This is a genomic window from Thiorhodovibrio litoralis (assembly GCF_033954455.1).
In the GTDB taxonomy this organism is placed as follows: Bacteria; Pseudomonadota; Gammaproteobacteria; order Chromatiales; family Chromatiaceae; genus Thiorhodovibrio; species Thiorhodovibrio litoralis.
Genome location: NZ_CP121473.1, coordinates 1,555,111 through 1,575,327, shown reverse-complemented (window position 1 = coordinate 1,575,327; position 20,217 = coordinate 1,555,111). Strand labels below are relative to the sequence as shown.

The following is a 20,217-nucleotide window of genomic DNA, read 5'->3' as shown; positions in this document are numbered from 1 at the left end:
GAGCGTTCGCGATTATGCCTACAGCCACTCTCCCCCTCTATCGCATCGAATCCGCCGACTGGCACAGCCATGGCCGGGAACTGCGCGCAGTGCGCGAGGCGGTCTTCATCCACGAGTTCGGCGGCGATGCAGAGCGCGAATGGGATCGCGGCGATGCCAGGGCGAATCACCTTCTGGCCCGCGCCGGTGACCCGCCGGAAGCCATCGGCACCCTGCGCTGGCTGCCGTCCGGACAGATCGAGCGCCTGGCTGTGCGCCCGCAATGGCGTCGACGCGGGGTCGGCGCCGCACTGCTCGCCTGTGCCGTGCGCGAGCTGACCCGCGACCGGCACCTGACTCCCTTTGTGCTTGCCAGCGGGGAAAGCCTAGGTTTTTTCAACCATTTTGGCTTCACGGCAGAAGACGCACCCATCGACCACCATGGTCAAACGCTGCAAACCATGGTGCTGCGCGAACCCGAAGCGCTCATCAGCGCCGACCTCGGCGCGCGTGTGCTTGGCGAAACCCAGGGGCGGCTGTTTCTTACCCAAACCGAGCACCTGGCACAAGCAGCCCGACAACTCGCCGCTCAGGCACTGCGACAGGTCGAGCTGCTGAGTGCTGACCTGCAACCGGCGGTATACGACCAGCAGGATTTCGTCGATGCGCTGCGCCACCTCGCGATCGAGCGCCGCGGACGCCTTCCGGTGCGGATACTGGTCATCGACCCGGAGCCCTCCATCCGCCGCGGCCACCGACTGATCGAGCTCGCGCGAGTGCTGAGCTCAGATCTGCAAATCCGTTTGGTGCCGAAAGACTGGGCCGAGCATTGCGATCAATTTCTACTCTGCGATCGCGGCGGGCTGTTCCTGACCCGCTACCAGGACCCGCGACGCACCCTGGTTGATTTCAGCAGCGGGGCAGAAACCCTCCGCCTGCGGCGGTTGTTCGATGAAATCTGGGAACAGGGCGAAATCCACCCCGGGCTGCGCCGTCTTTATTTGTGAGTTTCAATCCAGCAGCACACCCAGCCGGCGGGCCAGTGAAGCTTGCGCTTTTCTGAGCGGACATCTTTGGCGTGAGGCGCGGCACCCTGCTGGCCGAGTCGTGCGCCATTCGTGCCAAAGTGCTCGTCTTCCTGAGACGAAGCTTCCGGGGCTGGGTGCTCAAAAACAAGCGTCACCCGGTCGCGATCCGGCACCATGGGCCAAGAGGCGCTTGTGGCATCCGGCTCCCATGAGAGCGCCGCAGGAGCGAGATTGGCGCTCAGATGCAGACACTCACCGGTCGCGGTCTGCCAGCGCCAGCTCAGACCCGTCTCCCCCACGCGCTGCCAATGGCCACCGCCGTGCAGACGCGGCAGCAGCGGCAGAATGTAGTTCGCGCGCAACCGCAGCAGCCGGGTGTGCAACGCCAGCCGCTCGCGGCCCGGCGAGCGGTCGCGCTCCTGCCAGTCCAGACAGGAGGCCAGGAAGGTGCGCTGATCACCGGGTTCCGGAATGGCGTGCAGACGATCGGAGTCAGCAAAAGCCGATTGGGAGGCAAACTCCCGCCGCCGCCCGACGCTGACCTGTTCCATCAGATCGGGTTGCAGATCACAGAAGAACAGGAAAGGAGTGGTTGCAGCAAATTCCTGACCCATGAACAGCAAGGGTGGAGCCGGCGACAGAAGCAAAAGGGCCAGTGCGGCCTCGAAGGAGTGCGCCGGGATCAGGTGCTCCAGCCGCTCGCCGAAGCCGCGGTTGCCGATCTGATCGTGATTCTGCACAAAATTCACGAACGCAAGCGGCGGCAGATGCGCGCTTGATGTTCCCCTGTCCTTGCCGCCACGAAACGCCGAGGCCTCGCCCTGATAGCAGAATCCTTGGGCCAGCGCCTTGCCGAGCCGCGCGAAGGGTGCATCAGCATAGTCCTGGTAGACACCATCGGACTCGCCAGTCAGGGCCGCATGGAAGGCATGATGGGCATCGTCGTTCCATTGCGCGGTAAAGAACACTGGTCGCCCGTCATCGTCGCGCCGATAGCGGCGTGAATCGTTATCGTCATTTTCCAGTACCAGATGAACTTCGCGCCCAAGGAGCTCCGGCGCGGCGCGCACCCGTGCCACCATCTCCTCGAGAATATCGGGGCTGGAGTCATCGACAATCCGGTCGACGGCATCCAGACGCAGCCCGTCGAAGCCGTACTCGATCAGCCAGAAGAGCGCGTTGGCGATGAAAAACTCCCGTACCGTCGCACTCTGCGGCCCTGCGAAGTCCATGGCCGCACCCCAGGGCGTGTGGCGATCCGGGTGAAAGAACTCCGGTGCGTAGCAGTGCAGGTAGTTTCCCTCCGGGCCAAAGTGGTTGTAGACCACATCGAGAAACACCATCAGTCCGCGCCGGTGCGCACTCTGCACCAGACGCTTGAGATCGTCCGGGGTGCCATAGCGACTGTCGGGGGCAAATAACAGCGCCCCGTCATAGCCCCAGTTCCAGCGTCCGGGAAAGTCGGCAACTGGCATCAGCTCGATGGCTGTGACGCCCAGGTCGCGCAGATCGTCCAGCCGTGCCGCGACCCCGGCAAAATCCCCGCCAGGCGAGAAGCTGCCGACATGCAGTTCGTAGACCACCGCCTCGTGCCAGGGACGACCGCGCCAATCGCCGTCGTGCCAGGCAAAGGTTTCGGAGTCCACCACCTGACTGGGACCATGCACATCTGACGGCTGGAATCGCGAGGCGGGATCGGGCACGCAAAGCCCGCTGGCAAGCTGGTAGCAATAGCTATCGCCGGGCTGGGCGATGTCGGAGCAATGCCGATACCAGCCATCGGGCAGGCGTTCCATCGGGATCAGATGCTCACGCCCGCCAGAGCTCAACTTCAGCAGCGGATCACCACCCGCCGCCGGGGCCCAGAGCCGAAAGCAGAAGCGCCCATCGGCGTCGCGCTCGCAGCCAAAGGGCATCGACAGTCGCCGCGAGAACGACTCCTGTCGCCCGCGCGCATTGCGCGGCTCGGACTTAATAGAACCCGGCCTCGAGCTCTGGTGCCTGGGACACTTCGCCCTTTTCCGTTCCTGGCATAGCGACGTGATCGGCCTTGGCCTTGACGGATTTCTTCACCGGGTTTTTCTCCCGGCCGCAATTCCCCGCAAGACAATCGTTGAAGTTGGCGATCACACAACCAGTCGCAGGGACATTTCCATCGGCGGCGGGATGCAGGCTCAGCACCCGGTCGATGTACTCGTCGTTGGACATCTCACCCCGATATAACGAGAGCGTGAGGGCGCGGAAGGCATCATCAGTCGCGAGCAGATTGCCCAGGCGCTTGTCGCCAACCGAATAGTCGGCACAAAACCGCTGAACGCGAGCAAACACCTTCTGCTCCGAGACGCCGCTGAAGCGGGCTCCGGGGCCGGCACCAAACAAATGCGGTCTCTGTCCTGTCGCGCATCCGCTCAGTCCCAGAGTCAAGACCAAGGTTAGAACCATCGCAAGAAAAGGCCGATATGGAAGACTGGGCATGGATTCTCCTGCCTGCGGCGAAAACGCCGAATGTGGAAGCCAAATATGGAAGCCGAACATGGAAAGGGGCGAAAACTACCCGCCGCGCTGCCTTGACCGCTGGCACAGGGCGGTCTAGCTTCTATGGCGGGCTCGCTGATGGCGGGAGTTTAACGGCTCGACCGGCTTCCGTCACGGCTTGAAATCACCGACCCATGCGCTGCTGCTATCAATGAACTCTTGTCACCTCGAGCTCACCGGCCATTTGCTGCCCGGTGCCGATCCGGAGCGGGCCTGCGCGGCGCTAGCGAAATTGCTGCGCACCAGTCCAGAGCAGGCGCGGGCACTGCTGCGGGGCAACGCGCGCCGCTTCGCCACACCATTGCCGCACGAGCGCGCAGAACTGGTGCGCCGCAGCCTGGAACAGGCCGGTGTTGGCTGCCGGATCGAGCCCATGGCCGCCTCTGCGACACCAGCGGCCGCCGCCTTTCGCAAGCCCGCGACCCTGCAGGTCGAATCCGATCAGGTCGAATGCCCCAAATGCGGTCATTCCCAACCACCTACAGACATCTGCCAGCGTTGCGGCATTGTTTTCGAGAAATACCGAGCAGCCGAGCGTCGCCGCCAGCTTCAGGCCAGCGCGGCTGCCAATGCGTCCGCCAGCGCTGCCAATGGCGCATCCAATAGCGCAACCGGCAGCACCACAGGTACCGCTCAGACCCCATCGGCAAGCATCCCGTATCGGCTGCTGAACCAACTGGCGCTGCTGGTGTTCTTGAGCAGCCTGGCCCTGGCGCTGTGGAGCCACTGGCGCAAGGAGGAGTTCCCGCCCCCCAGTTTCTACGATCTCAGCCAACTTGAGGAGCCGCGGCAAACCGCGACCGATCTGGAGCCCTTTCATGTCGAGGCCGAGGGCATCCGCTACCTGATCGAGCCCTTGTTCGACTACGCGCTCGACGGCGTGGTCGTTAGCCTGCACGACAGCGACTCCTTCATGGACATCTATCACATCAAGGACTGGAAGGATTTTCTCAACATTCGCGATCTGTGCGTGGTCTGGGGCGAGAATGTCGCAAGCGGGGCGTTCCGCGACATGGACTACAAGAACACCACCTGGACCTGCTGGATCTCGACCCAGGATCCAGTCGCCGCGGCGAGCTTCAACTGGCAGCAGCTCAGCAACAACCATGTGCTTGCGCACGAACCGCATCTTTACGAGGCCATCAAATCAGCCGAGATCGGTGATCAGATTCACTTCTCCGGCCAACTCGCGCGCTATTCCCACGACGGTGGCTTTCAACGCGGCACCAGCACCTCGCGCAGCGACACCGGCAATGGCGCTTGCGAGACGGTTTACGTCGAAGACTTTCGCATCGTGCGCAAGTCAAATCCGGGATGGCGACTCGCCTATCGACTGAGCAGCATGCTTGCCTTCATGTCTCTCATTGCGCTCACAGTGCTACTTTTCGTCGCTCCATACCGTCCGCATCGCTAACAACGGCAGCCATTCCTGGATTTCGATCACAAATGACTGGCTTGATAGCGCGCGCCCAACACCCGCGCCAGCTGCAGCTTAAACGAGCCCATCAGGCGCTCGAGCGGCTTTTTCTTGGCCTGATAGTTCACTTTGTAGAGGTCCGCATCCTGATGCAACGCGAGCAGGTAGTCGTCGCTCGTTTGCAGCTCATCGACCAAACCGAGCGCCAGCGCCTGCTCGCCGTGCCAGTATTCGCCAGTCGCGACCTGCTCAAGCGCCAGACTGGGGCGATGCTCGAGCAAAAATGCCTTGAACTGCTTATGCACGTCCTCGAGCTGCTCGCGCACCTTGGCGCGTGCTTCATCGGTGTTCTCGCCAAAGAGCGTCAGGGTGCGCTTGTATTCGCCGGCGGTCTGGAGTTCGAAGTCAATCCCGTTGCGCTCAAGCCAGCGATGGAAATTAGGCAACTCGGCCACTACGCCGATGGAGCCGATGATCGCGAAGGGCGCGGCAAGAATCTTGTTGGCCACCACCGCCATCAGATAGCCGCCGCTAGCCGCGACCTTGTCCACGGCGACGGTCAACGGTATGCCTTTCTGGCGCAGCCGCAGCAGCTGCGAGGCGCCAAGACCATGCTCATGCACGGCACCGCCGGTGTTCTCGAGCCGCACCAGGACTTCGTCCTGCTTGCGCAGAACCAGGAGCAGCGCTGAGATCAGCTCGCGCAGCCCGCCGACCTCGCTGGCCATAATGTCGCCGTGAAAGTCGATCACGAAAATCCGCCGACGCTCCTCATCGTGCGTTTTCGCGCGCTCTTTCTCGCCCTTGCGCTCTTCCTTCAGCAGCTGTTTGTAGATCTTGGGCGGCAGCATGGCCTGCTTGAGCCCAAGGGCCATGTCGCGGTAGCGCTCGCCAAGGTCGGTAATTTCAAGGCGGCCGTCATCGTCACCGCCCGAGCCTAAGCGGGCACGCAGGAGGAGGAGCACTAGCAGGCCAATCACCAGCATGAGCGTGAGGGCCTTGGCCGCGAACAGGCCGTATTCAATCAAAGCTTCAATCAACATGCGCGCTCCGGTGTCGCGAGAAATGGCAAGATGGCAGTACAGAAATGCAGGAATGAGAACGACGGCTTAATGCCGAGCTACACCGCAATGGGCGCGCGAATGGGCGGGTGAGGATCGTAACCGACCAGGGAAAAATCCTCGGGCTGGTACTCGAACAGTGATGGAGCGCGATGGCTGATTTCGAGTCGTGGCAGCGCTCGTGGCGCGCGGCGCAGCTGCTCATAGACGATGTCGTCGGTCAGGTGATTGCGGTACAAATGCACATCGCCAAAGGTATGCACCAGCTCGCCCGGCTCGAGATCGCACTGCTGCGCGAGCAAGTGCGTCAGCAACGCGTAGCTGGCGATATTGAAGGGCACGCCGAGAAACAGATCGGCACTGCGTTGATAGAGCTGCAAGGAAAGCCGACCACTATCCACATAGCACTGGAACAGGCAGTGACAGGGCGCCAAGGCCATGCGCCCCGCGGCGGCATTGTCTTGGGGGGAAACGCCGGGCGACGGCAGCACCGCCGGATTCCAGGCGGAGACCAGGTGGCGACGCGAGTCGGGATCGCGGCGCAGACTTTCGACCAAATCGGCGAGTTGATCGATCGATTGGCCTGCGGTGGCGGTTGCACCATCGACGGCAGGCCAGCGCCGCCATTGCGCGCCGTAAATGGGGCCAAGACTGCCATCTGGCGCCGCCCATTCGTCCCAGATGGTCACGCCGCGCTCGTTCAGCCAGCGGTTGTCGGTCGAGCCGGCAAGAAACCACAGCAGTTCCACAACCACGCTTCTGAAATGCACTTTCTTGGTGGTGAGCAGCGGAAAGCCGTCGCTGAGATCAAAACGCAACTGCCGGCCGAAAACCGAGCGCGTCCCGACACCGGTGCGGTCTTCGCGATCACTGCCATGCGCGAGAATGTCGCGCATCAAATCCAGATATTGCTCCATGCGCTAACCGGCGCCTAGCGTTTTGCCGGCTTCAGCAGCAACGACTTGCCCTGCATGCCGGCCGGAACCGGCAGGCCCATGAGGGTGAGCACCGTGGGGGCGATGTCGACGATGCCGCCACCGACGCTCAGAATCCAGGGCATTTCATCGATCACCAGACAGGGAACTGGATAGCAGGTGTGGCGGGTATGGGGCTCCCCGGAGATGGGATCGATCATCTCATCGCAGTTGCCGTGATCTGCGGTCAGCAGCACGGAATAACCGTTCTCGCGCGCAGCCTCGATCACCCGGCCGACCTCGCGGTCGAGCACGGTGACGGCTTCGATGATGGCCTCGCGCACAGCCGTGTGGCCGACCATGTCGCCATTGGCGAAGTTGGCGACGATGAAGGCATGCTTACGCTCATTCAGCGCCCCGACCAGCGCATCGGCCACCGCAGGCGCGCTCATCTCGGGCTGCAGGTCATAGGTGGCAACCTTGGGCGACGGGATCAGAATACGATCTTCCTTGGGGTAGGGATCGCTCTGACCACCGTTGAAGAAGAAGGTCACATGGGCGTATTTTTCGGTTTCGGCGCAGTGCAGCTGGGACAGCCCGGCATCGCTGATGATTTCACCCAGAGTCAGGCTCGGTGACTCATGGTCGAAGGCCACCGGCAGGCCATACCACTGGTCGTATTCCATCATGCAGGTGACCTCGGCGCGACGAAAACCGCCGCGGTCGAAATCGTCGAAATCCGGATTAAACAGCGCCGAGACGGTCTGGCGCGGGCGGTCCTTGCGGAAGTTGAAAAACACCAGGGTGTCATCGTCTTGGAGCGCCTCGCCGCCGTCAATGACAGCCGGGCAGATGAACTCGTCATCTTCACCCGCGGCATAGGCGTTCTCGATCGCCTCGCGTGCACTGGCCGCACTACGCCCCTTATGGTGCACCACAGCGTCGAAGGCCATCTGGGTGCGGTCCCAACGGTTGTCCCTGTCCATGGCGTAGTAGCGCCCTGAGACAGTCGCGATCGTCCCGTCGGCGGCGGCGAGGGACTCCTCGAGCGGGCCGAGATAGTCCAATGCGGCCCGCGGCGGCGTGTCGCGCCCGTCGGTGATCATGTGCAGCACGGGCCGCACGCCGTTGCGCTTGGCAAGCTTGATCAGCGCAGTGAGATGGCGCGTGTGGCTGTGAACACCGCCATCGGAAACCAGACCCATCAGATGCAGCGGGCGGCCCTGCGCGGCGGCACGGCGGGCGGCGGCAACCAGGGCGCGGTTCTCAAAGAAGCTGCGATCGGCAATGGCGTCGTCGATCAGGACAAGATCCTGGCGGATCACACAGCCAGAGCCCATGGTCATGTGGCCCACCTCGGAATTGCCCATTTGGCCATCGGGCAAACCGACCGAGCGTCCGGAGGCCTGCAGGGTCGCATGGGAATTCTCGGCGAACAGGGTATCGAGGCGCGGAGTCGGCGCGAGCACCACGGCATTGTGGGCCTTGCTCGGGTTGACACCGAAACCGTCTAAAATAATGAGAATGACCGGGCGGCGGTTCATTCCGGAATCTTTGTCGCTCATGGCAGATATGCGTGCTGTCATCGACTGGGTTGGTCGGCGATCTTTTTATTTCGATCGCCTTATCATGGAATCTTTATGAAATCTTGGGGTTGTGAAGCCTAGGGCGCAGCCCGTGGGGGCTAATCGATCGCCCCGCTCGCTGAAGGGGGCGCGACACGAGCCCTATTGTATTCCTGTTGTGATCGCAGTTTGTGAACTAATTTGCGATCAAGCCACGCCAGGGCAAGGCCAGCGCCGGCAAAAAGGCTCAGCGAAGCTCTTGCGCGGCGGCCGAAGAGTCGGTTTCGGCAAGCCTGGCAGTTGCGCGCGACAGCTTCTGATGCGTATGCTTTCCGGTCGCAAGGGATGCTGGGCTGCCGGCTTGGATTGGACTTGGGTCGTCAGCCCGCGGCGGCGACCGGCGCCGCCACAATAATGACCGCATCATTCACACTGAGGGCCACCGGACGCGGCCGGGGCCAGAGAGGAAAAGATGTCAGCTGACAGAATCATCGCTTTCGTCATGGCGGGAGGTCAAGGTTCCCGCCTGCAACCACTCACCTCTGCTCGCTCCAAGCCATCGGTTCCCTTTGGCTCGCGCTACCGTATCGTCGACTTCGTGCTGAGCAATCTGATCAACTCGCAGATTCGCACCATTTACCTGCTGGTGCAGTACAAGTCGCAGTCGCTGATCGAGCATGTGCGCAAGGCCTGGACCATCTCGCCACTGTTGCAGGATCAGTTCGTCACCGTGGTGCCGCCGCAGATGCGCACCGGATCGAACTGGTTTCAAGGCACGGCCGACGCAGTCAATCAGAACATCAATCTCCTTGAGGAACATGCGCCCGATCTAGTGGTGGTCTTTGGCGCCGATCACATCTATCGCATGGACATCCGTCAGATGATCGACTTCCACAAGGAACGCGAGGCCGATGCAACCATCGCCGCGCTGCCGGTTCCGCTGGAGGAAGCGAAAAGCTTTGGCGTCATCGTCGCCGACGAGGACGGGCGCATCAGCGGCTTTCAGGAAAAACCCGTCAACCCAAGCCCAATGCCAGGGGACCCGAACAGCGCTTTTGCCTCCATGGGCAATTATGTGTTCGACACCAAGGTACTGCTCAATGCCCTGTACGATTCCCAGCAGGCGGGCGAAACCGACTTCGGCCAGCATGTGCTGCCGCGCCTGCTAGCCGGCGGCAAGCGATTGTTCTCCTACGATTTTTCCACCAACGAAATCCCCAATATCAAGCCTTACGAGGCCCGTGTCTACTGGCGCGATGTCGGTGGCATCGATGCCTACTTCAATGCCCATAAGGACGTGCTCGGCGCCGAGCCGGTATTCGATGCCTTCAACCCGGATTGGCCGATTTATTCCAGCAACTACCAGGGGCCGGTCGCGCGCGTGCTCGGCGGGCAGGTCACCAACTCGCTGCTTGGCGCAGCGACGGTGATTCACGAAAACACCCGCATCAGCAATTCCATCATCCGCCGCGAGGCGGTGATCGAGGAAGACGTCGAGCTCGAAGACTGCATTATCATGGACTATGTGCGCGTCTGTCGGGGCGCTCGCCTGCGCCGTGTCATCGTCGATCGCCACAACATCATCGACCCCGGCACCGTCATCGGCTACGACCCGGACGCGGACAAGCAACGATTTAACGTCAGCCCGGGCGGCGTCACCGTGGTGCCTTCCGGCCTGGTTGGTTTCTTCGCCCGCGACACCCGCGGCACCGGTCGCGGCTATTCCGAATAAGCATCACCTCGTCTGAGTCCCGATCCGGGACTCAAGGCATCATTAGGGGCTAGAAAAAACGGATGCAGAACATCCTGGTTACCGGCGGAGCCGGCTTTATCGGCGGCAATTTCGTCCATCTGATGCTGGGTGAAAGCGATGCCCGCATCATCAATCTCGACAAGCTGACCTACGCCGGCAACCTCGATACTCTGGTCGACTTGAGCGAGGAGATGCGCCACATCTTCGTGCAGGGCGACATCGGCGATCGCGCACTGGTCAGCGAGTTGCTGTCGCGGTATCAAATCGATGCTGTGGTGAATTTTGCCGCCGAGAGCCATGTGGACCGTTCCATCGACGGGCCGGCCGCCTTCATGGAAACCAACATCCTCGGCACCTTCAATCTGCTTGACTGCACGCGCGCCTATTGGGCGGAGCTCCCGGCGGAACGGCGCGACAACTTCCGCTTTCTGCATGTCTCGACCGACGAGGTCTATGGCTCCCTCGGCGCCAACGGTAAATTCACCGAGACCACGGCCTATGCACCAAACTCGCCGTATTCGGCCTCAAAGGCGGCCTCGGACCACTTGGTACGGGCCTGGCATCACACCTACGGACTACCGGTGCTGACCACCAACTGTTCAAACAACTACGGGCCTTTCCAGTTTCCCGAGAAGCTCATTCCGCTGATCATCGGCAAAGCCATGGCCGGACAACCCCTGCCCATCTACGGCGACGGCGGCAATGTGCGTGACTGGCTGTTCGTGGAAGACCATTGCCGCGCCATCGCCCTGGTGCTTGAGGCGGGACAGCCCGGAGAGGTCTACAACATCGGCGGCGACAGCGAGAAGACCAATCTGGAGGTGGTCGACACCCTGTGCGACCTGCTCGACGACGCCCTGCCGGATTCGCCCTACCGACCGCATCGACTGCTCAAGTCCTTCGTGCCAGACCGACCCGGGCACGATCGCCGCTACGCCATTGATGCGAGCAAGATCAAAGCCGAGCTTGGCTGGGCACCGCGCGAAAGCTTTTCCTCCGGGATGCAGCGCACCATCGACTGGTACCTGACGCACAAGGAATGGATCACGCGCGTGATGGACGGCAGCTATCGCGGCCAACGGCTTGGCATGCCGGCGAATGGTGATCAGGACATCAGTGATCCCGCCATCAGTGATCCGGCCTCCAGCGAGCCGCCCGGCAGCTCACCAGCCAGTTCTTTGGCCGGCTCCCAAACCAGCAGCGTTCCAACAGGCGCCCAAACAAGCACCACCTCGACGTCATGACGCGCAAAGGCATCATCCTCGCCGGCGGCGCAGGCACCCGTCTGCATCCCTTGACCATTGCGGTCAGCAAACAGCTCATGCCGGTCTATGACAAGCCGATGATCTACTATCCGCTGTCGGTGCTGATGCTGGCCGGCATCCGAGAGATTCTGATCATCACCACCCCGCAGGATCAGGACGCATTTCGCGCCCTGCTCGGTGATGGACACCAATGGGGCCTGGCGCTCGAATATGCCGTGCAGCCCGAGCCTGGTGGCCTGGCGCAGGCCTTTTTGATCGGTCGGGATTTCATTGCGGATCAACCCTGCTGCCTGATCCTGGGCGACAACATCTTCTACGGCGGTGGTCTGACCCCCTGCCTGAAGCATGCCGCGGCTCGCACCACTGGAGCGACCGTCTTTGGCTACCAGGTCAGGGACCCGGAGCGCTATGGCGTGGCCGAGTTTAACGGTGATGGTCAGGTCATCAGCCTTGAGGAGAAACCCGCACAGCCGAAGTCCAATCACGCGGTCACTGGCATTTATTTTTACGACGAGCAGGTCTGCGACATCGCCGCCGATCTGCGCCCTTCCCCGCGCGGCGAGCTGGAAATTACCGATCTCAACAACCGCTACCTGGCCCAGGGTGAGCTGTATCTTGAAAAGCTCGGCCGTGGCATCGCCTGGCTCGACACCGGCACCCAGGAGTCCTTGCTGCAGGCGGCTAATTTCATTCAGGCAATCGAGCAGCGCCAGGGGCTCAAGATCTGCTCTCCCGAGGAAATGGCCTACCTGCAGGGCTGGATCGACGCGACGCAATTACGCGCACTGGCCGAGCCCTTGCGCAAGAGCGGCTACGGCGATTATCTGCTGCGCCTGTTGCCAGCCGAGTGAAGCGTCCCGACAGCCATCCGAACTTTGTGACCCCGACCACCGCAGACAAAAAGTTTCTATAGTTCAAGACAATTCAGACCGCACCGCAAACGAATCTTTGCGATTTACCCTTTTCCCTTACAAAGACTCAGCATTGTGAACGTCATCACCACTCCACTCCCCGGCGTCCTCATCATCGAGCCTCAGGTCTTCGGCGACGAGCGCGGCTTTTTCCTCGAAACCTGGCAGCAGGAGCGCTACGCCGAAGCCGGCATCGGGCCCACCTTTGTGCAAGACAACCTCGCCTATTCCCGTCGCGGAGTACTGCGCGGACTGCATCTGCAAAACCCATACGCCCAGGGTAAGCTGGTGCAGGTGCTGCGTGGAGAGGTCTTCGACGTGGCCGTCGATGTGCGCCGCGGCTCGCCCAGCTTCGGGCGTTGGCATGGCTGCCTGCTGAGCGAAGAGAACAAGCATCAATTCTGGGTGCCAGCAGGCTTTGCCCACGGCTACCTGGTAACGGCTGAAGACGCATTGTTCAGCTACAAATGCACCGACAGCTACCACCCCGAGACCCAATTCTCGGTGCGCTGGGACGACCCGGCCATCGGCATCGACTGGCCGTTGAGCGGTCCGCCCACGCTGTCCGATGCCGACCGCAACGCGCTCCCGCTCGCCGAGATAGCCCCGGAACGACTGCCGCTGTTCAAACGACCGGCGCGCACATGAGACCGCACCTGGGATCGTTACAGCTCAGTCTCATCGGATTTCGGCTTGTTTGGGCCGGGTGACGGTCGCGGGGGACGCCGTAAATACTTCCATGTAGGCTTTCGCGTCCTGCCGCTGGAAACCCCCGCGCCCGTCACCCGCCCCAAAACCGATAACTCATCTGTAACTCCTATGAGCGAACCCCACAGCAACCAACCAACGCTCGATTATCGCAGCGCCGGTGTCGACATCGACGCCGGCGCCGAGCTGGTCGAGCGCATCAAGCCGCTCGCCGCAGCGACCACCCGCCCCGGCGTCGGCAGCCTGGGCGGCTTTGGCGGCCTGTTCGAACTCCCCCTCGGCCAATACCGTAACCCGGTGCTGGTCTCGGGTACCGACGGCGTCGGCACCAAGCTCAAGCTCGCCATCGAGAGCGGGCAACACGACGGCATCGGCATCGACCTGGTCGCCATGTGCGCCAACGACATCCTGGTCACCGGAGCCGAGCCGCTGTTCTTTCTCGACTACTATGCCACCAGCAAGCTCGAGCTTGAGGTCGCCACAGCCGTCATCGCCGGCATTGCCGAAGGCTGCCGCCAAGCCGGCTGCGCGCTGATCGGCGGCGAGACCGCCGAGATGCCCGGCATGTACCAGCCCGGCGACTATGACCTCGCCGGCTTCTGCGTTGGCCTGGTTGAAAAGGACGCCCTGCTCGGCCCCGAGCGCGTGCGCCCGGGCGACAGCATCCTGGCGTTAGCCTCCTCCGGCCCGCATTCCAATGGCTACTCGCTGATCCGCCGGGTGCTCGAGCGCAGCGGCGCCGACCTGAACAGCCCCTGCGGCGATACCAGCCTTGGCGACGCCCTGCTCGCACCCACGCGCATCTATGTCGCCTCGCTCCTGCCGCTGCTGGAGGTACTGGACGTCCATGCACTGGCGCACATCACCGGCGGCGGCATCACCGACAATCTGCCGCGCGTGCTACCGCCCGACACCAAAGCCACAATCGACCTAACGAGCTGGACACCGCCGCCGGTCTTCGCCTGGCTACAACAACAGGGCCAGATTGCCGAGAGCGAAATGCAGCGCACCTTCAACATGGGTGTGGGCATGCTGGTCGTGCTGCCATCGGAAAAAGTCGATCAAGCGCTGGCGGCCCTGGAGGCGGCCGGCGAGCATGCCTGGCTCATCGGCCAAATCGAAGTTGGACAGGGTGCCCCAGAGGTCCGCTACAGCGACGAAACGCGCTAGCACTCATGGTTCCCAGCCACCCTAGAGACAGAATCCATGGGATTCACAGCACATTAATGAGCAACAATTCGGTAATCAGGGACCACGCGCAAAACGCCAGTCTCTCTAATATCTTCTATTCGCCTGCGTCTTCCTCTTCGTCTTCTGATTCACAAATGCGCTTCCAGTTTTGGGCCGGGTAAGGGGCGCGGGGGTGTTCGATCGCATGGATGCGATCGCAAGCCTACAAGGAGGTATTCACGGCGTCCCCCGCGACCCTTACCCGGTCCAAAACAAGCCGAGCCTCTATGCCTCTTCCAAATCCAAATCCCCCGCTGCCCCTGGTCGTGCTGATTTCCGGCAGCGGCAGCAATCTGCAAGCCCTGATCGACGCCCAACAAAGCGGCGCGCTGCCTATCGACATTCGCAGCGTCATCAGCAATGTGCCAGGGGTGCGCGGGCTCGAGCGCGCACGCACAGCCGGCATCAGCACAGCCGAGCTAAATCACCGCCTGTTCGGCGACCGCGCCGCCTTCGACGTCGCGCTCATAGCGCTAATCGACAGCTTCGATCCGGCACTGGTCGTCCTCGCCGGCTTCATGCGCATTCTCACGCCCGAATTCGTCCGCCACTATCACGGACGCCTGCTCAACATCCACCCGTCGCTGCTGCCGAAATACCCCGGCCTGCACACCCATGAGCGCGCCTTGGCCGCCGGCGACAGCGAACATGGCGCGACCGTGCATTTCGTCACCGAAGAACTCGACGGCGGCCCGCCCGTGCTGCAGGCGCGCGTTCCCGTGCTGCCGGACGATGACCCCGAGCGGCTCGCCGCGCGGGTGCTAACCCAGGAGCATGTCATTTACCCGCAAGTGGTGCACTGGTTCGCCAGCGGACGCCTGCGGCTCGACCCTGACGGCAAGGCGCGTCTCGACGAAAAGGTGCTGACTGCGCCGCTGGCAGTTGCGGCCACCGCAGGCAAGCCCCCAGATGCCTGACGGGCATGGCCCAAACCAGCCCGTGAAATGAGGCCTCGGCGGCACTTATGGGCGCAAAACCGGTGGGCGCAAAACCGGTGGGCGCAAAACCGGTGGGCGCAAAACCGGTGGGCGCAAAACCGGTGGGCGCAAAACCGGTGGGCGCAAAACCGGTGGGCGCAAAACCGGTGGGCGCAAAACCGGTGGGCGCAAAACCGGTGGGCGCAAAACCGGTGGGCGCAAAACCGGCGCCTTTTCGGGCACCTGCCCTTCAGTGCTCACAGCGCCCGAGCTTCTCTCGCGCGCCGGGCAGGACTGACAGCAGGAAGGTCGAGATCAGCACCACCGGCGCCAGCATGATCAACACTAGCGCAAGCAGCAGCACGATCGCCTGCAGATGCGCGATGTCCGCCGGCACCACGTAGCGTGCAGCCATGAACAGGGCAACCGCCGCGGCGAAGAAAATACCCGCGACAACCACCCCGTCGCGCATGGTTTCGCAACCAAGGACGAGCAGTCGGTGGGACATGATGTTTCCTCCTTTGTGGTCTTTTTTGTTTGCTATTAGTGCCGATGGGCCCGCGGAGGCAGCTCGCTCGGCATAGCCTCATCTACCCACAGCCCACTGCGGGCGCGACGGCCGATGAGCACACAAGCCTGCTGAAACGCCTTTTCCGCCTGGCGCGCGTGCCATTCCCAGTCCACTGGTGGCGAGTCATTGCGCAGATGCCAGTGGCCAATGGTCAAGACCCGCCCGACGCAGACCTCGAGCGTCCAGTCATGCCACACCACGTCGGCTTCTTCCTCGTCGGCAAATTCCTGTTCGAGCAGACGCACCGAATTCTTCCCGGAGTCGTCCATGGCGACGATCTGATTCAGCACCGCGTCTTCCTGCACGCAGGTCTCCCAGCCGGTATGCACGGCGGTGGCGGTATCCATCAGGCTCTTTGCCAACAGCTCCGGCGTCAGGGTAATCTGCAAGGGATTGTCCCAGTCAGGCTCGGCAAGCTCATCGAGGCCGGTCTCTATCTTCAATCTTGATCTCCGTTCGCGTTTGAGGTTGCGTAGCAGGCCGCAGACCAGGTCTCGAACCAAGTGGCCTGCCAGGCGCTAGGCAAGCGCGATGCCGAGCAAAAGACCGCTGGAGCGGGACGCCGACAGCGCGCATGACAATTGTGGATTGAATCGGCACGGATTGCACGATAACTTGCTTGCCTCAATCTTACCTTTACATCAGTCCCGGTAGCGTCTTCGCGCCCCGAGCTCTGCCGTTGACCAGCCTGGAACACAAACCCATGTCCGTCTTACTCGACCTCAGTATTTTCCCGGTCGATCAGGGTAGCAGCCTGAGCCGTTTCATCGCCCCAGTGGTCGACATGATCGCCGCCAGTGGCCATGCCCACCAGCTCAACGCCATGGGCACCCAGATCGAAACCGACACCCTCGGCGAAGCACTGGTCCTGATCGAGCGCGCGCAGGCGATCCTTGCCGACCTCGGCTGCGAACGCGTCTATGCAACAGCGAAGTTCGATATTCGCGCTGATGCTCACGAGCGCCTGCGCGGCAAGGTGGATTCGGTCAATCGGCGCCGCCAGCAGTCAACGGAGGCACAGACCCTGCTTGCATCGGAACCGCCCGCCGCGTCTGGCGAGGACGCGGACGCCAGGCGCGAGACGGCACTGACATGAAAGTCGCAGTCTTCTCCGATGTTCAGGCCAACATCCAGGCGTTCGAGGAAGCCGTCGCGCTGATCGACGCCTGGCAGCCGGATCTGGTTGCCACCGCTGGCGATCTGGTCAACCGCGGCCCCGACAACGACCGCTGTGTGGCCTTGTTCGATCAGCGCCAGCGCCGGGACGGCTGGCTCGCGGTGCGCGGCAACCACGAGACCTGGGTCACGCGCTGGAGCCACGAGGGGCCGCGTTCAGCGCAGGAACTCGAGATGTTCGCCTTCACCGACTGGGCTTGCCGCCAGCTCGGCGATCTTGTCAGTGCACTGGATCACTGGCCAGATCATCTGTGTTTCGATGCGCCCAGCGACCAGCCAGGAGTCGGCGCGGATCATTGGGTTCACGTCGCCCACGGCACCCTGGCAGGCAACCGCGACGGGGTGTCCGCACGCACCAGCGATGAATCCCTGCAGGGCAAGCTGCCGGCTGATCTGGCCCTGTACATTACCGGTCACACGCACAAAGTCCATCAGCGGCGGATTTTTGGCATGGATCTGGTCAACGTCGGCTCAGTCGGCTCACCCTTTGACGAAGACCCGCGCGGCAGCCTGGGCCTGTTCAGTTTTCACCATGGACGCTGGAACAGCGAGATCCGCCGTTTCGCCTACGACCGCGAGCAAACGACCCGGCGCTTCGAGGAATCCGGCTTTCTTGACCAGGGCGGGCCGCTGGCACAAGTGATCTTTGCCGAATGGCAGCAGGCACGCCCGCTGCTCGCCTACTGGCGACACCAGTACGAGGCCGCCGTGATGGCGGGTGAGATCGATCTGCAGCAGTCGGTCGACAACTTTATGCGCGATCACCAGTAACACCATGACGCTCGAAGCCGACCAGTTGCAACGCTTTCTCCTCGAACGCCTGGGCGTGCGCGGTGAGTTGGTGCGCCTCGACGCCAGCTGGCGCGCCCTGCTCGAGCGCCACCCTTACCCGCCCGCAGTGCGCCAGCCACTCGGCGAGGCCCTGGTGAGCGCCGTGCTGCTGAGCGCGACACTCAAGTTCAAGGGCAGCCTGACGCTGCAGGCGCGCGGCGATGGCCCCCTGCATACGCTGATTGCACAGGCCACGCATGAGCGCACCCTGCGCGGCCTGGCTCGCTGGCGCGAGCCGCTGCAGCAAAGCAGCCAGCTCGCAGATCTGCTCGGCCCCGCGCAACTGGTCATGACCATCGAGCCCGATGACGGCCATAGCTATCAAGGCGTGGTGCCGCTGCAGGGCGACAGCATGGCTGCGGCCATCGGGCACTACTTCGACGTCTCCGAGCAACTGCCCACGCGGCTGTGGATCGCCATCGGCGAGAGTTCCGCCTTCGGCCTGCTGCTGCAGCGACTGCCGGATCAACCCTCAAAGAATCCCACAGAAGATCCGACGGTAAATGGGGCAGCAAATGGGGCAGCGAATGCGCCAGATGATCCTGAATCGGATGAAGACGCCTGGGATCGCTGCCAGCTGCTGGCCGACACCCTGAGCAGCACCGAAATGCTGCAGCTGCCGTTCAACCAGCTCCTGCACCGGCTATTTCATACCGATCAGGTACGCGTGTTCGAGCCCGAACCGGTCGCCTTCCGTTGCACCTGCTCGCGCGGACGCATCGCCACCACCCTGCGCGCCCTCGGCCATAACGATCTCAACGCCCTGATCGCCGAGCGCGGCTCGGTCGAGGTGACTTGTGAATTCTGCAACCGGGAGTATCGTTTCGACGCTGTCGATGTCAGTGAGCTTTTCGCGACCAGCGTTCCCAGTGCCGCCCCGTCGCAGCGGCAGTGAGACTTGCGACTTCTGACTTGCCCCAAGCCCATTTCCCGCCCCAAACCGCGCACTCAATTGTGGTCGGGATCTGGATACCTTGATCTGACCGATCAGCGTTCAGCTGAAAGGCTCAGCCCCGGCGCCCGCGCTTTTTCTTCTCGAAGTAGTAGCTCAGCTTGTCGGAGACATTCAGATACTCGATCTGATCCTGACTCAGGGCATCGACATGCAGGCTCTCGCGCACCGCGAAATCTTCTTCAGACAGATCCAGAATCACGGCCTCTTCCATGGGCACATCGGGGGCATAGACCAGCACATTGGGCTTGGCAAGATTCTCGCGGTTGACCGAGGTGACCACGGCCAGGCGCTCGTCTTCAAGGCGCACCACGGTGCCCGGCGGATACACACCGAGACAAGAGATAAAGGTATTCAGCACCTGGCCGTCGTAGCGGGCTTTTTCCTTCGAGAACATCAGCGACACTGCCTGATGCGGCGACAAGCCGCGGCGCATGTTAAAGCCATTACACAGATTATCGTAGCGATTCACGATGGTGATAATCCGGGTCAGCATGCCGAGATCCTGCTCGCGCAGCCCCTGTGGATAACCGCTCCCGTCAAGATGCTCATGATGCTTGCCGATGATCTCGATCACCGGCTGCGGCAAGGTCGGAATACCCTGGGCAATCTTCAGCCCCAGCCCCGGGTGGCGACGGTAGACCATCAGCTCCGGCGTCGTGAAGGCGCCTTTCTTGAGCAAAATCTGCGACGGCACCTGTTGGTGTCCGAGGTCGTGAAACAAGGCCCCGAGCCCGAGAATGCGTAAATCCCTGGCATTGAGCGACAAATCCTGCCCCAGCACCAACGCCAGCGACACCACATTGATGGCGTGAAAATAGTTGTTCTCCTCGAGATGCTTGAGGTTGACGAGCTGGACCGTGGCTTCCTGATCCGAGCCAAGCTCGTCGACCATGGCGGAGACAAGCTCATTGGCTTCGCGCAATGCCTCGACCGGCATGGACCGCATCATCGGGAATAGCTTGCGCGCCGAACTGACAGAGCTGGAATAGCGTTTGGCGCACTGATTAAGCCGCGAGCGTCTTTCCTTGAGCTTCCGGATGCGCTCGTTCTTTTTCTCCCACAGGGCCGCGGTTTCCGCGTCCAGACTCGGGTCGGACGCCATGGCCGAGGCCTCCTCGGCCAACTCGTCAAGTGCCGGCTCAAGCCCAACATCAGGAGTTGGAGCATGCGCCTCCCCGGGCTCGAGGGGAACGCAGTCGCTGCGCTCCTCGTCCACCTGCACATGCTCCACACCCAGCGAGCGCAGCACCTTGAGCTGCTTTTCAGAGCGAATCTTGAAACTGTTGGTCAGAAAGGGATGTTGCATCCATGGGGTGTCGATTTGGATGAACACCCCAACTCGCAGACGTTCAACAGCAGTTTTTATCAATGCCATAGAAGACCGGCTAAGGCTAGCGCAAA

At 62.2% G+C, this 20,217-nt stretch carries 19 protein-coding genes; 11 read left to right on the top strand and 8 right to left on the bottom strand.

Translation table 11 applies throughout. The annotated features are described in order from the left end of the window. Nucleotides 1–14 precede the first annotated feature (14 nt). Complete coding sequence (locus Thiosp_RS06890; protein ID WP_201063465.1) at nucleotides 15–986, top strand: GNAT family N-acetyltransferase; 972 nt, start codon at nucleotides 15–17, stop codon at nucleotides 984–986. Here Thiosp_RS06890 and treZ read toward each other — a convergent pair. Further along, entirely contained in the window at nucleotides 977–2,923 is a 1,947-nt protein-coding gene (treZ, locus tag Thiosp_RS06885) for a malto-oligosyltrehalose trehalohydrolase (RefSeq protein WP_201063459.1), read from the bottom strand. The two genes, Thiosp_RS06890 and treZ, sit on opposite strands and share 10 nt — an antisense overlap. Before the next feature lie 55 nt (nucleotides 2,924–2,978). Continuing rightward, nucleotides 2,979–3,482, bottom strand: a complete 504-nt coding sequence (locus Thiosp_RS06880; protein WP_201063457.1) for a hypothetical protein — start codon at nucleotides 3,480–3,482, stop codon at nucleotides 2,979–2,981. 211 nt (nucleotides 3,483–3,693) lie between these two features. On the opposite strand from Thiosp_RS06880, the gene Thiosp_RS06875 reads away from it, so the two are divergent. Beyond that, a complete protein-coding gene (locus Thiosp_RS06875; RefSeq protein ID WP_201063456.1) occupies nucleotides 3,694–4,956 on the top strand; it encodes a hypothetical protein in 1,263 nt (420 codons plus the stop codon). A 26-nt stretch (nucleotides 4,957–4,982) separates the two neighbouring features. Here Thiosp_RS06875 and sohB read toward each other — a convergent pair whose 3' ends face one another. The 3 genes from sohB to gpmI form a co-directional block, all read right to left on the bottom strand. Beyond that, complete coding sequence (gene sohB, locus Thiosp_RS06870; protein ID WP_201063454.1) at nucleotides 4,983–6,002, bottom strand: protease SohB; 1,020 nt, start codon at nucleotides 6,000–6,002, stop codon at nucleotides 4,983–4,985. A 77-nt stretch (nucleotides 6,003–6,079) separates the two neighbouring features. Next, complete coding sequence (locus Thiosp_RS06865) at nucleotides 6,080–6,937, bottom strand: thymidylate synthase (RefSeq protein ID WP_201063452.1); 858 nt, start codon at nucleotides 6,935–6,937, stop codon at nucleotides 6,080–6,082. A 14-nt stretch (nucleotides 6,938–6,951) separates the two neighbouring features. Continuing rightward, nucleotides 6,952–8,499: a 2,3-bisphosphoglycerate-independent phosphoglycerate mutase gene (gene gpmI / locus Thiosp_RS06860; RefSeq protein ID WP_201063450.1), complete on the bottom strand. Its 1,548-nt coding sequence runs from the start codon at nucleotides 8,497–8,499 to the stop codon at nucleotides 6,952–6,954. 472 nt (nucleotides 8,500–8,971) lie between these two features. Here gpmI and Thiosp_RS06855 point away from each other — a divergent pair, with 472 nt between their 5' ends. The 6 genes from Thiosp_RS06855 to purN all read left to right on the top strand — a co-directional run bounded on the left by Thiosp_RS06855 (nucleotide 8,972) and on the right by purN (nucleotide 15,283). Then, complete coding sequence (locus tag Thiosp_RS06855; RefSeq protein WP_201063448.1) at nucleotides 8,972–10,231, top strand: glucose-1-phosphate adenylyltransferase; 1,260 nt, start codon at nucleotides 8,972–8,974, stop codon at nucleotides 10,229–10,231. A 62-nt stretch (nucleotides 10,232–10,293) separates the two neighbouring features. Further along, nucleotides 10,294–11,496: a dTDP-glucose 4,6-dehydratase gene (gene rfbB / locus Thiosp_RS06850; protein WP_201063446.1), complete on the top strand. Its 1,203-nt coding sequence runs from the start codon at nucleotides 10,294–10,296 to the stop codon at nucleotides 11,494–11,496. Then, a complete protein-coding gene (rfbA, locus tag Thiosp_RS06845) occupies nucleotides 11,493–12,368 on the top strand; it encodes a glucose-1-phosphate thymidylyltransferase RfbA (protein ID WP_201063443.1) in 876 nt (291 codons plus the stop codon). The genes rfbB and rfbA overlap by 4 nt, the downstream gene beginning before the upstream one ends. Before the next feature lie 135 nt (nucleotides 12,369–12,503). Next, complete coding sequence (gene rfbC / locus Thiosp_RS06840; protein ID WP_201063441.1) at nucleotides 12,504–13,076, top strand: dTDP-4-dehydrorhamnose 3,5-epimerase; 573 nt, start codon at nucleotides 12,504–12,506, stop codon at nucleotides 13,074–13,076. A 171-nt stretch (nucleotides 13,077–13,247) separates the two neighbouring features. After that, entirely contained in the window at nucleotides 13,248–14,306 is a 1,059-nt protein-coding gene (gene purM, locus Thiosp_RS06835) for a phosphoribosylformylglycinamidine cyclo-ligase (RefSeq protein WP_201063440.1), read from the top strand. A 287-nt stretch (nucleotides 14,307–14,593) separates the two neighbouring features. Further along, nucleotides 14,594–15,283, top strand: a complete 690-nt coding sequence (gene purN, locus Thiosp_RS06830; protein ID WP_201063438.1) for a phosphoribosylglycinamide formyltransferase — start codon at nucleotides 14,594–14,596, stop codon at nucleotides 15,281–15,283. A gap of 250 nt (nucleotides 15,284–15,533) precedes the next feature. Here the strand turns inward: purN and Thiosp_RS06825 are convergent, their stop codons facing one another. Both Thiosp_RS06825 and Thiosp_RS06820 read right to left on the bottom strand, forming a co-directional pair. Further along, nucleotides 15,534–15,791 (bottom strand): hypothetical protein, encoded by a 258-nt coding sequence (locus Thiosp_RS06825; protein WP_201063436.1) that lies wholly within the window; start codon nucleotides 15,789–15,791, stop codon nucleotides 15,534–15,536. A 35-nt stretch (nucleotides 15,792–15,826) separates the two neighbouring features. Continuing rightward, nucleotides 15,827–16,297 carry a hypothetical protein gene (locus tag Thiosp_RS06820; RefSeq protein WP_201063434.1) on the bottom strand — a complete coding sequence of 157 codons (471 nt, stop codon included), beginning with the start codon at nucleotides 16,295–16,297 and terminating at the stop codon, nucleotides 15,827–15,829. 260 nt (nucleotides 16,298–16,557) lie between these two features. On the opposite strand from Thiosp_RS06820, the gene Thiosp_RS06815 reads away from it, so the two are divergent. The 3 genes from Thiosp_RS06815 to hslO are packed head-to-tail and all read left to right on the top strand — an operon-like array spanning nucleotide 16,558 to nucleotide 18,756. Then, complete coding sequence (locus tag Thiosp_RS06815; protein WP_201063432.1) at nucleotides 16,558–16,950, top strand: MTH1187 family thiamine-binding protein; 393 nt, start codon at nucleotides 16,558–16,560, stop codon at nucleotides 16,948–16,950. After that, nucleotides 16,947–17,801, top strand: coding sequence for a metallophosphoesterase family protein (locus tag Thiosp_RS06810; RefSeq protein WP_201063430.1), 855 nt, complete (start codon nucleotides 16,947–16,949; stop codon nucleotides 17,799–17,801). The genes Thiosp_RS06815 and Thiosp_RS06810 overlap by 4 nt, the downstream gene beginning before the upstream one ends. A 4-nt stretch (nucleotides 17,802–17,805) precedes the next feature. Further along, complete coding sequence (gene hslO / locus Thiosp_RS06805; protein ID WP_201063428.1) at nucleotides 17,806–18,756, top strand: Hsp33 family molecular chaperone HslO; 951 nt, start codon at nucleotides 17,806–17,808, stop codon at nucleotides 18,754–18,756. Nucleotides 18,757–18,868: 112 nt separating this feature from the next. On the opposite strand, the gene Thiosp_RS06800 is transcribed toward hslO, so the two are convergent. Beyond that, nucleotides 18,869–20,191 (bottom strand): HD-GYP domain-containing protein, encoded by a 1,323-nt coding sequence (locus Thiosp_RS06800; RefSeq protein WP_201063426.1) that lies wholly within the window; start codon nucleotides 20,189–20,191, stop codon nucleotides 18,869–18,871. Nucleotides 20,192–20,217 lie beyond the last annotated feature (26 nt).

Excerpts from the sequence above, each read along its gene's own strand:
- Thiosp_RS06890 (WP_201063465.1), top strand. The coding sequence starts at position 15 with ATGCCTACAGCCACTCTCCCCCTCTATCGCATCGAATCCGCCGACTGG.
- treZ (WP_201063459.1), bottom strand. The coding sequence starts at position 2,923 with ATGCCCTTTGGCTGCGAGCGCGACGCCGATGGGCGCTTCTGCTTTCGG.
- Thiosp_RS06880 (WP_201063457.1), bottom strand. The coding sequence starts at position 3,482 with ATGCCCAGTCTTCCATATCGGCCTTTTCTTGCGATGGTTCTAACCTTG.
- Thiosp_RS06875 (WP_201063456.1), top strand. The coding sequence starts at position 3,694 with ATGAACTCTTGTCACCTCGAGCTCACCGGCCATTTGCTGCCCGGTGCC.
- sohB (WP_201063454.1), bottom strand. The coding sequence starts at position 6,002 with ATGTTGATTGAAGCTTTGATTGAATACGGCCTGTTCGCGGCCAAGGCC.
- Thiosp_RS06865 (WP_201063452.1), bottom strand. The coding sequence starts at position 6,937 with ATGGAGCAATATCTGGATTTGATGCGCGACATTCTCGCGCATGGCAGT.
- gpmI (WP_201063450.1), bottom strand. The coding sequence starts at position 8,499 with ATGAGCGACAAAGATTCCGGAATGAACCGCCGCCCGGTCATTCTCATT.
- Thiosp_RS06855 (WP_201063448.1), top strand. The coding sequence starts at position 8,972 with ATGTCAGCTGACAGAATCATCGCTTTCGTCATGGCGGGAGGTCAAGGT.
- rfbB (WP_201063446.1), top strand. The coding sequence starts at position 10,294 with ATGCAGAACATCCTGGTTACCGGCGGAGCCGGCTTTATCGGCGGCAAT.
- rfbA (WP_201063443.1), top strand. The coding sequence starts at position 11,493 with ATGACGCGCAAAGGCATCATCCTCGCCGGCGGCGCAGGCACCCGTCTG.
- purM (WP_201063440.1), top strand. The coding sequence starts at position 13,248 with ATGAGCGAACCCCACAGCAACCAACCAACGCTCGATTATCGCAGCGCC.
- purN (WP_201063438.1), top strand. The coding sequence starts at position 14,594 with ATGCCTCTTCCAAATCCAAATCCCCCGCTGCCCCTGGTCGTGCTGATT.
- Thiosp_RS06825 (WP_201063436.1), bottom strand. The coding sequence starts at position 15,791 with ATGTCCCACCGACTGCTCGTCCTTGGTTGCGAAACCATGCGCGACGGG.
- Thiosp_RS06815 (WP_201063432.1), top strand. The coding sequence starts at position 16,558 with ATGTCCGTCTTACTCGACCTCAGTATTTTCCCGGTCGATCAGGGTAGC.
- Thiosp_RS06810 (WP_201063430.1), top strand. The coding sequence starts at position 16,947 with ATGAAAGTCGCAGTCTTCTCCGATGTTCAGGCCAACATCCAGGCGTTC.
- hslO (WP_201063428.1), top strand. The coding sequence starts at position 17,806 with ATGACGCTCGAAGCCGACCAGTTGCAACGCTTTCTCCTCGAACGCCTG.
- Thiosp_RS06800 (WP_201063426.1), bottom strand. The coding sequence starts at position 20,191 with ATGGCATTGATAAAAACTGCTGTTGAACGTCTGCGAGTTGGGGTGTTC.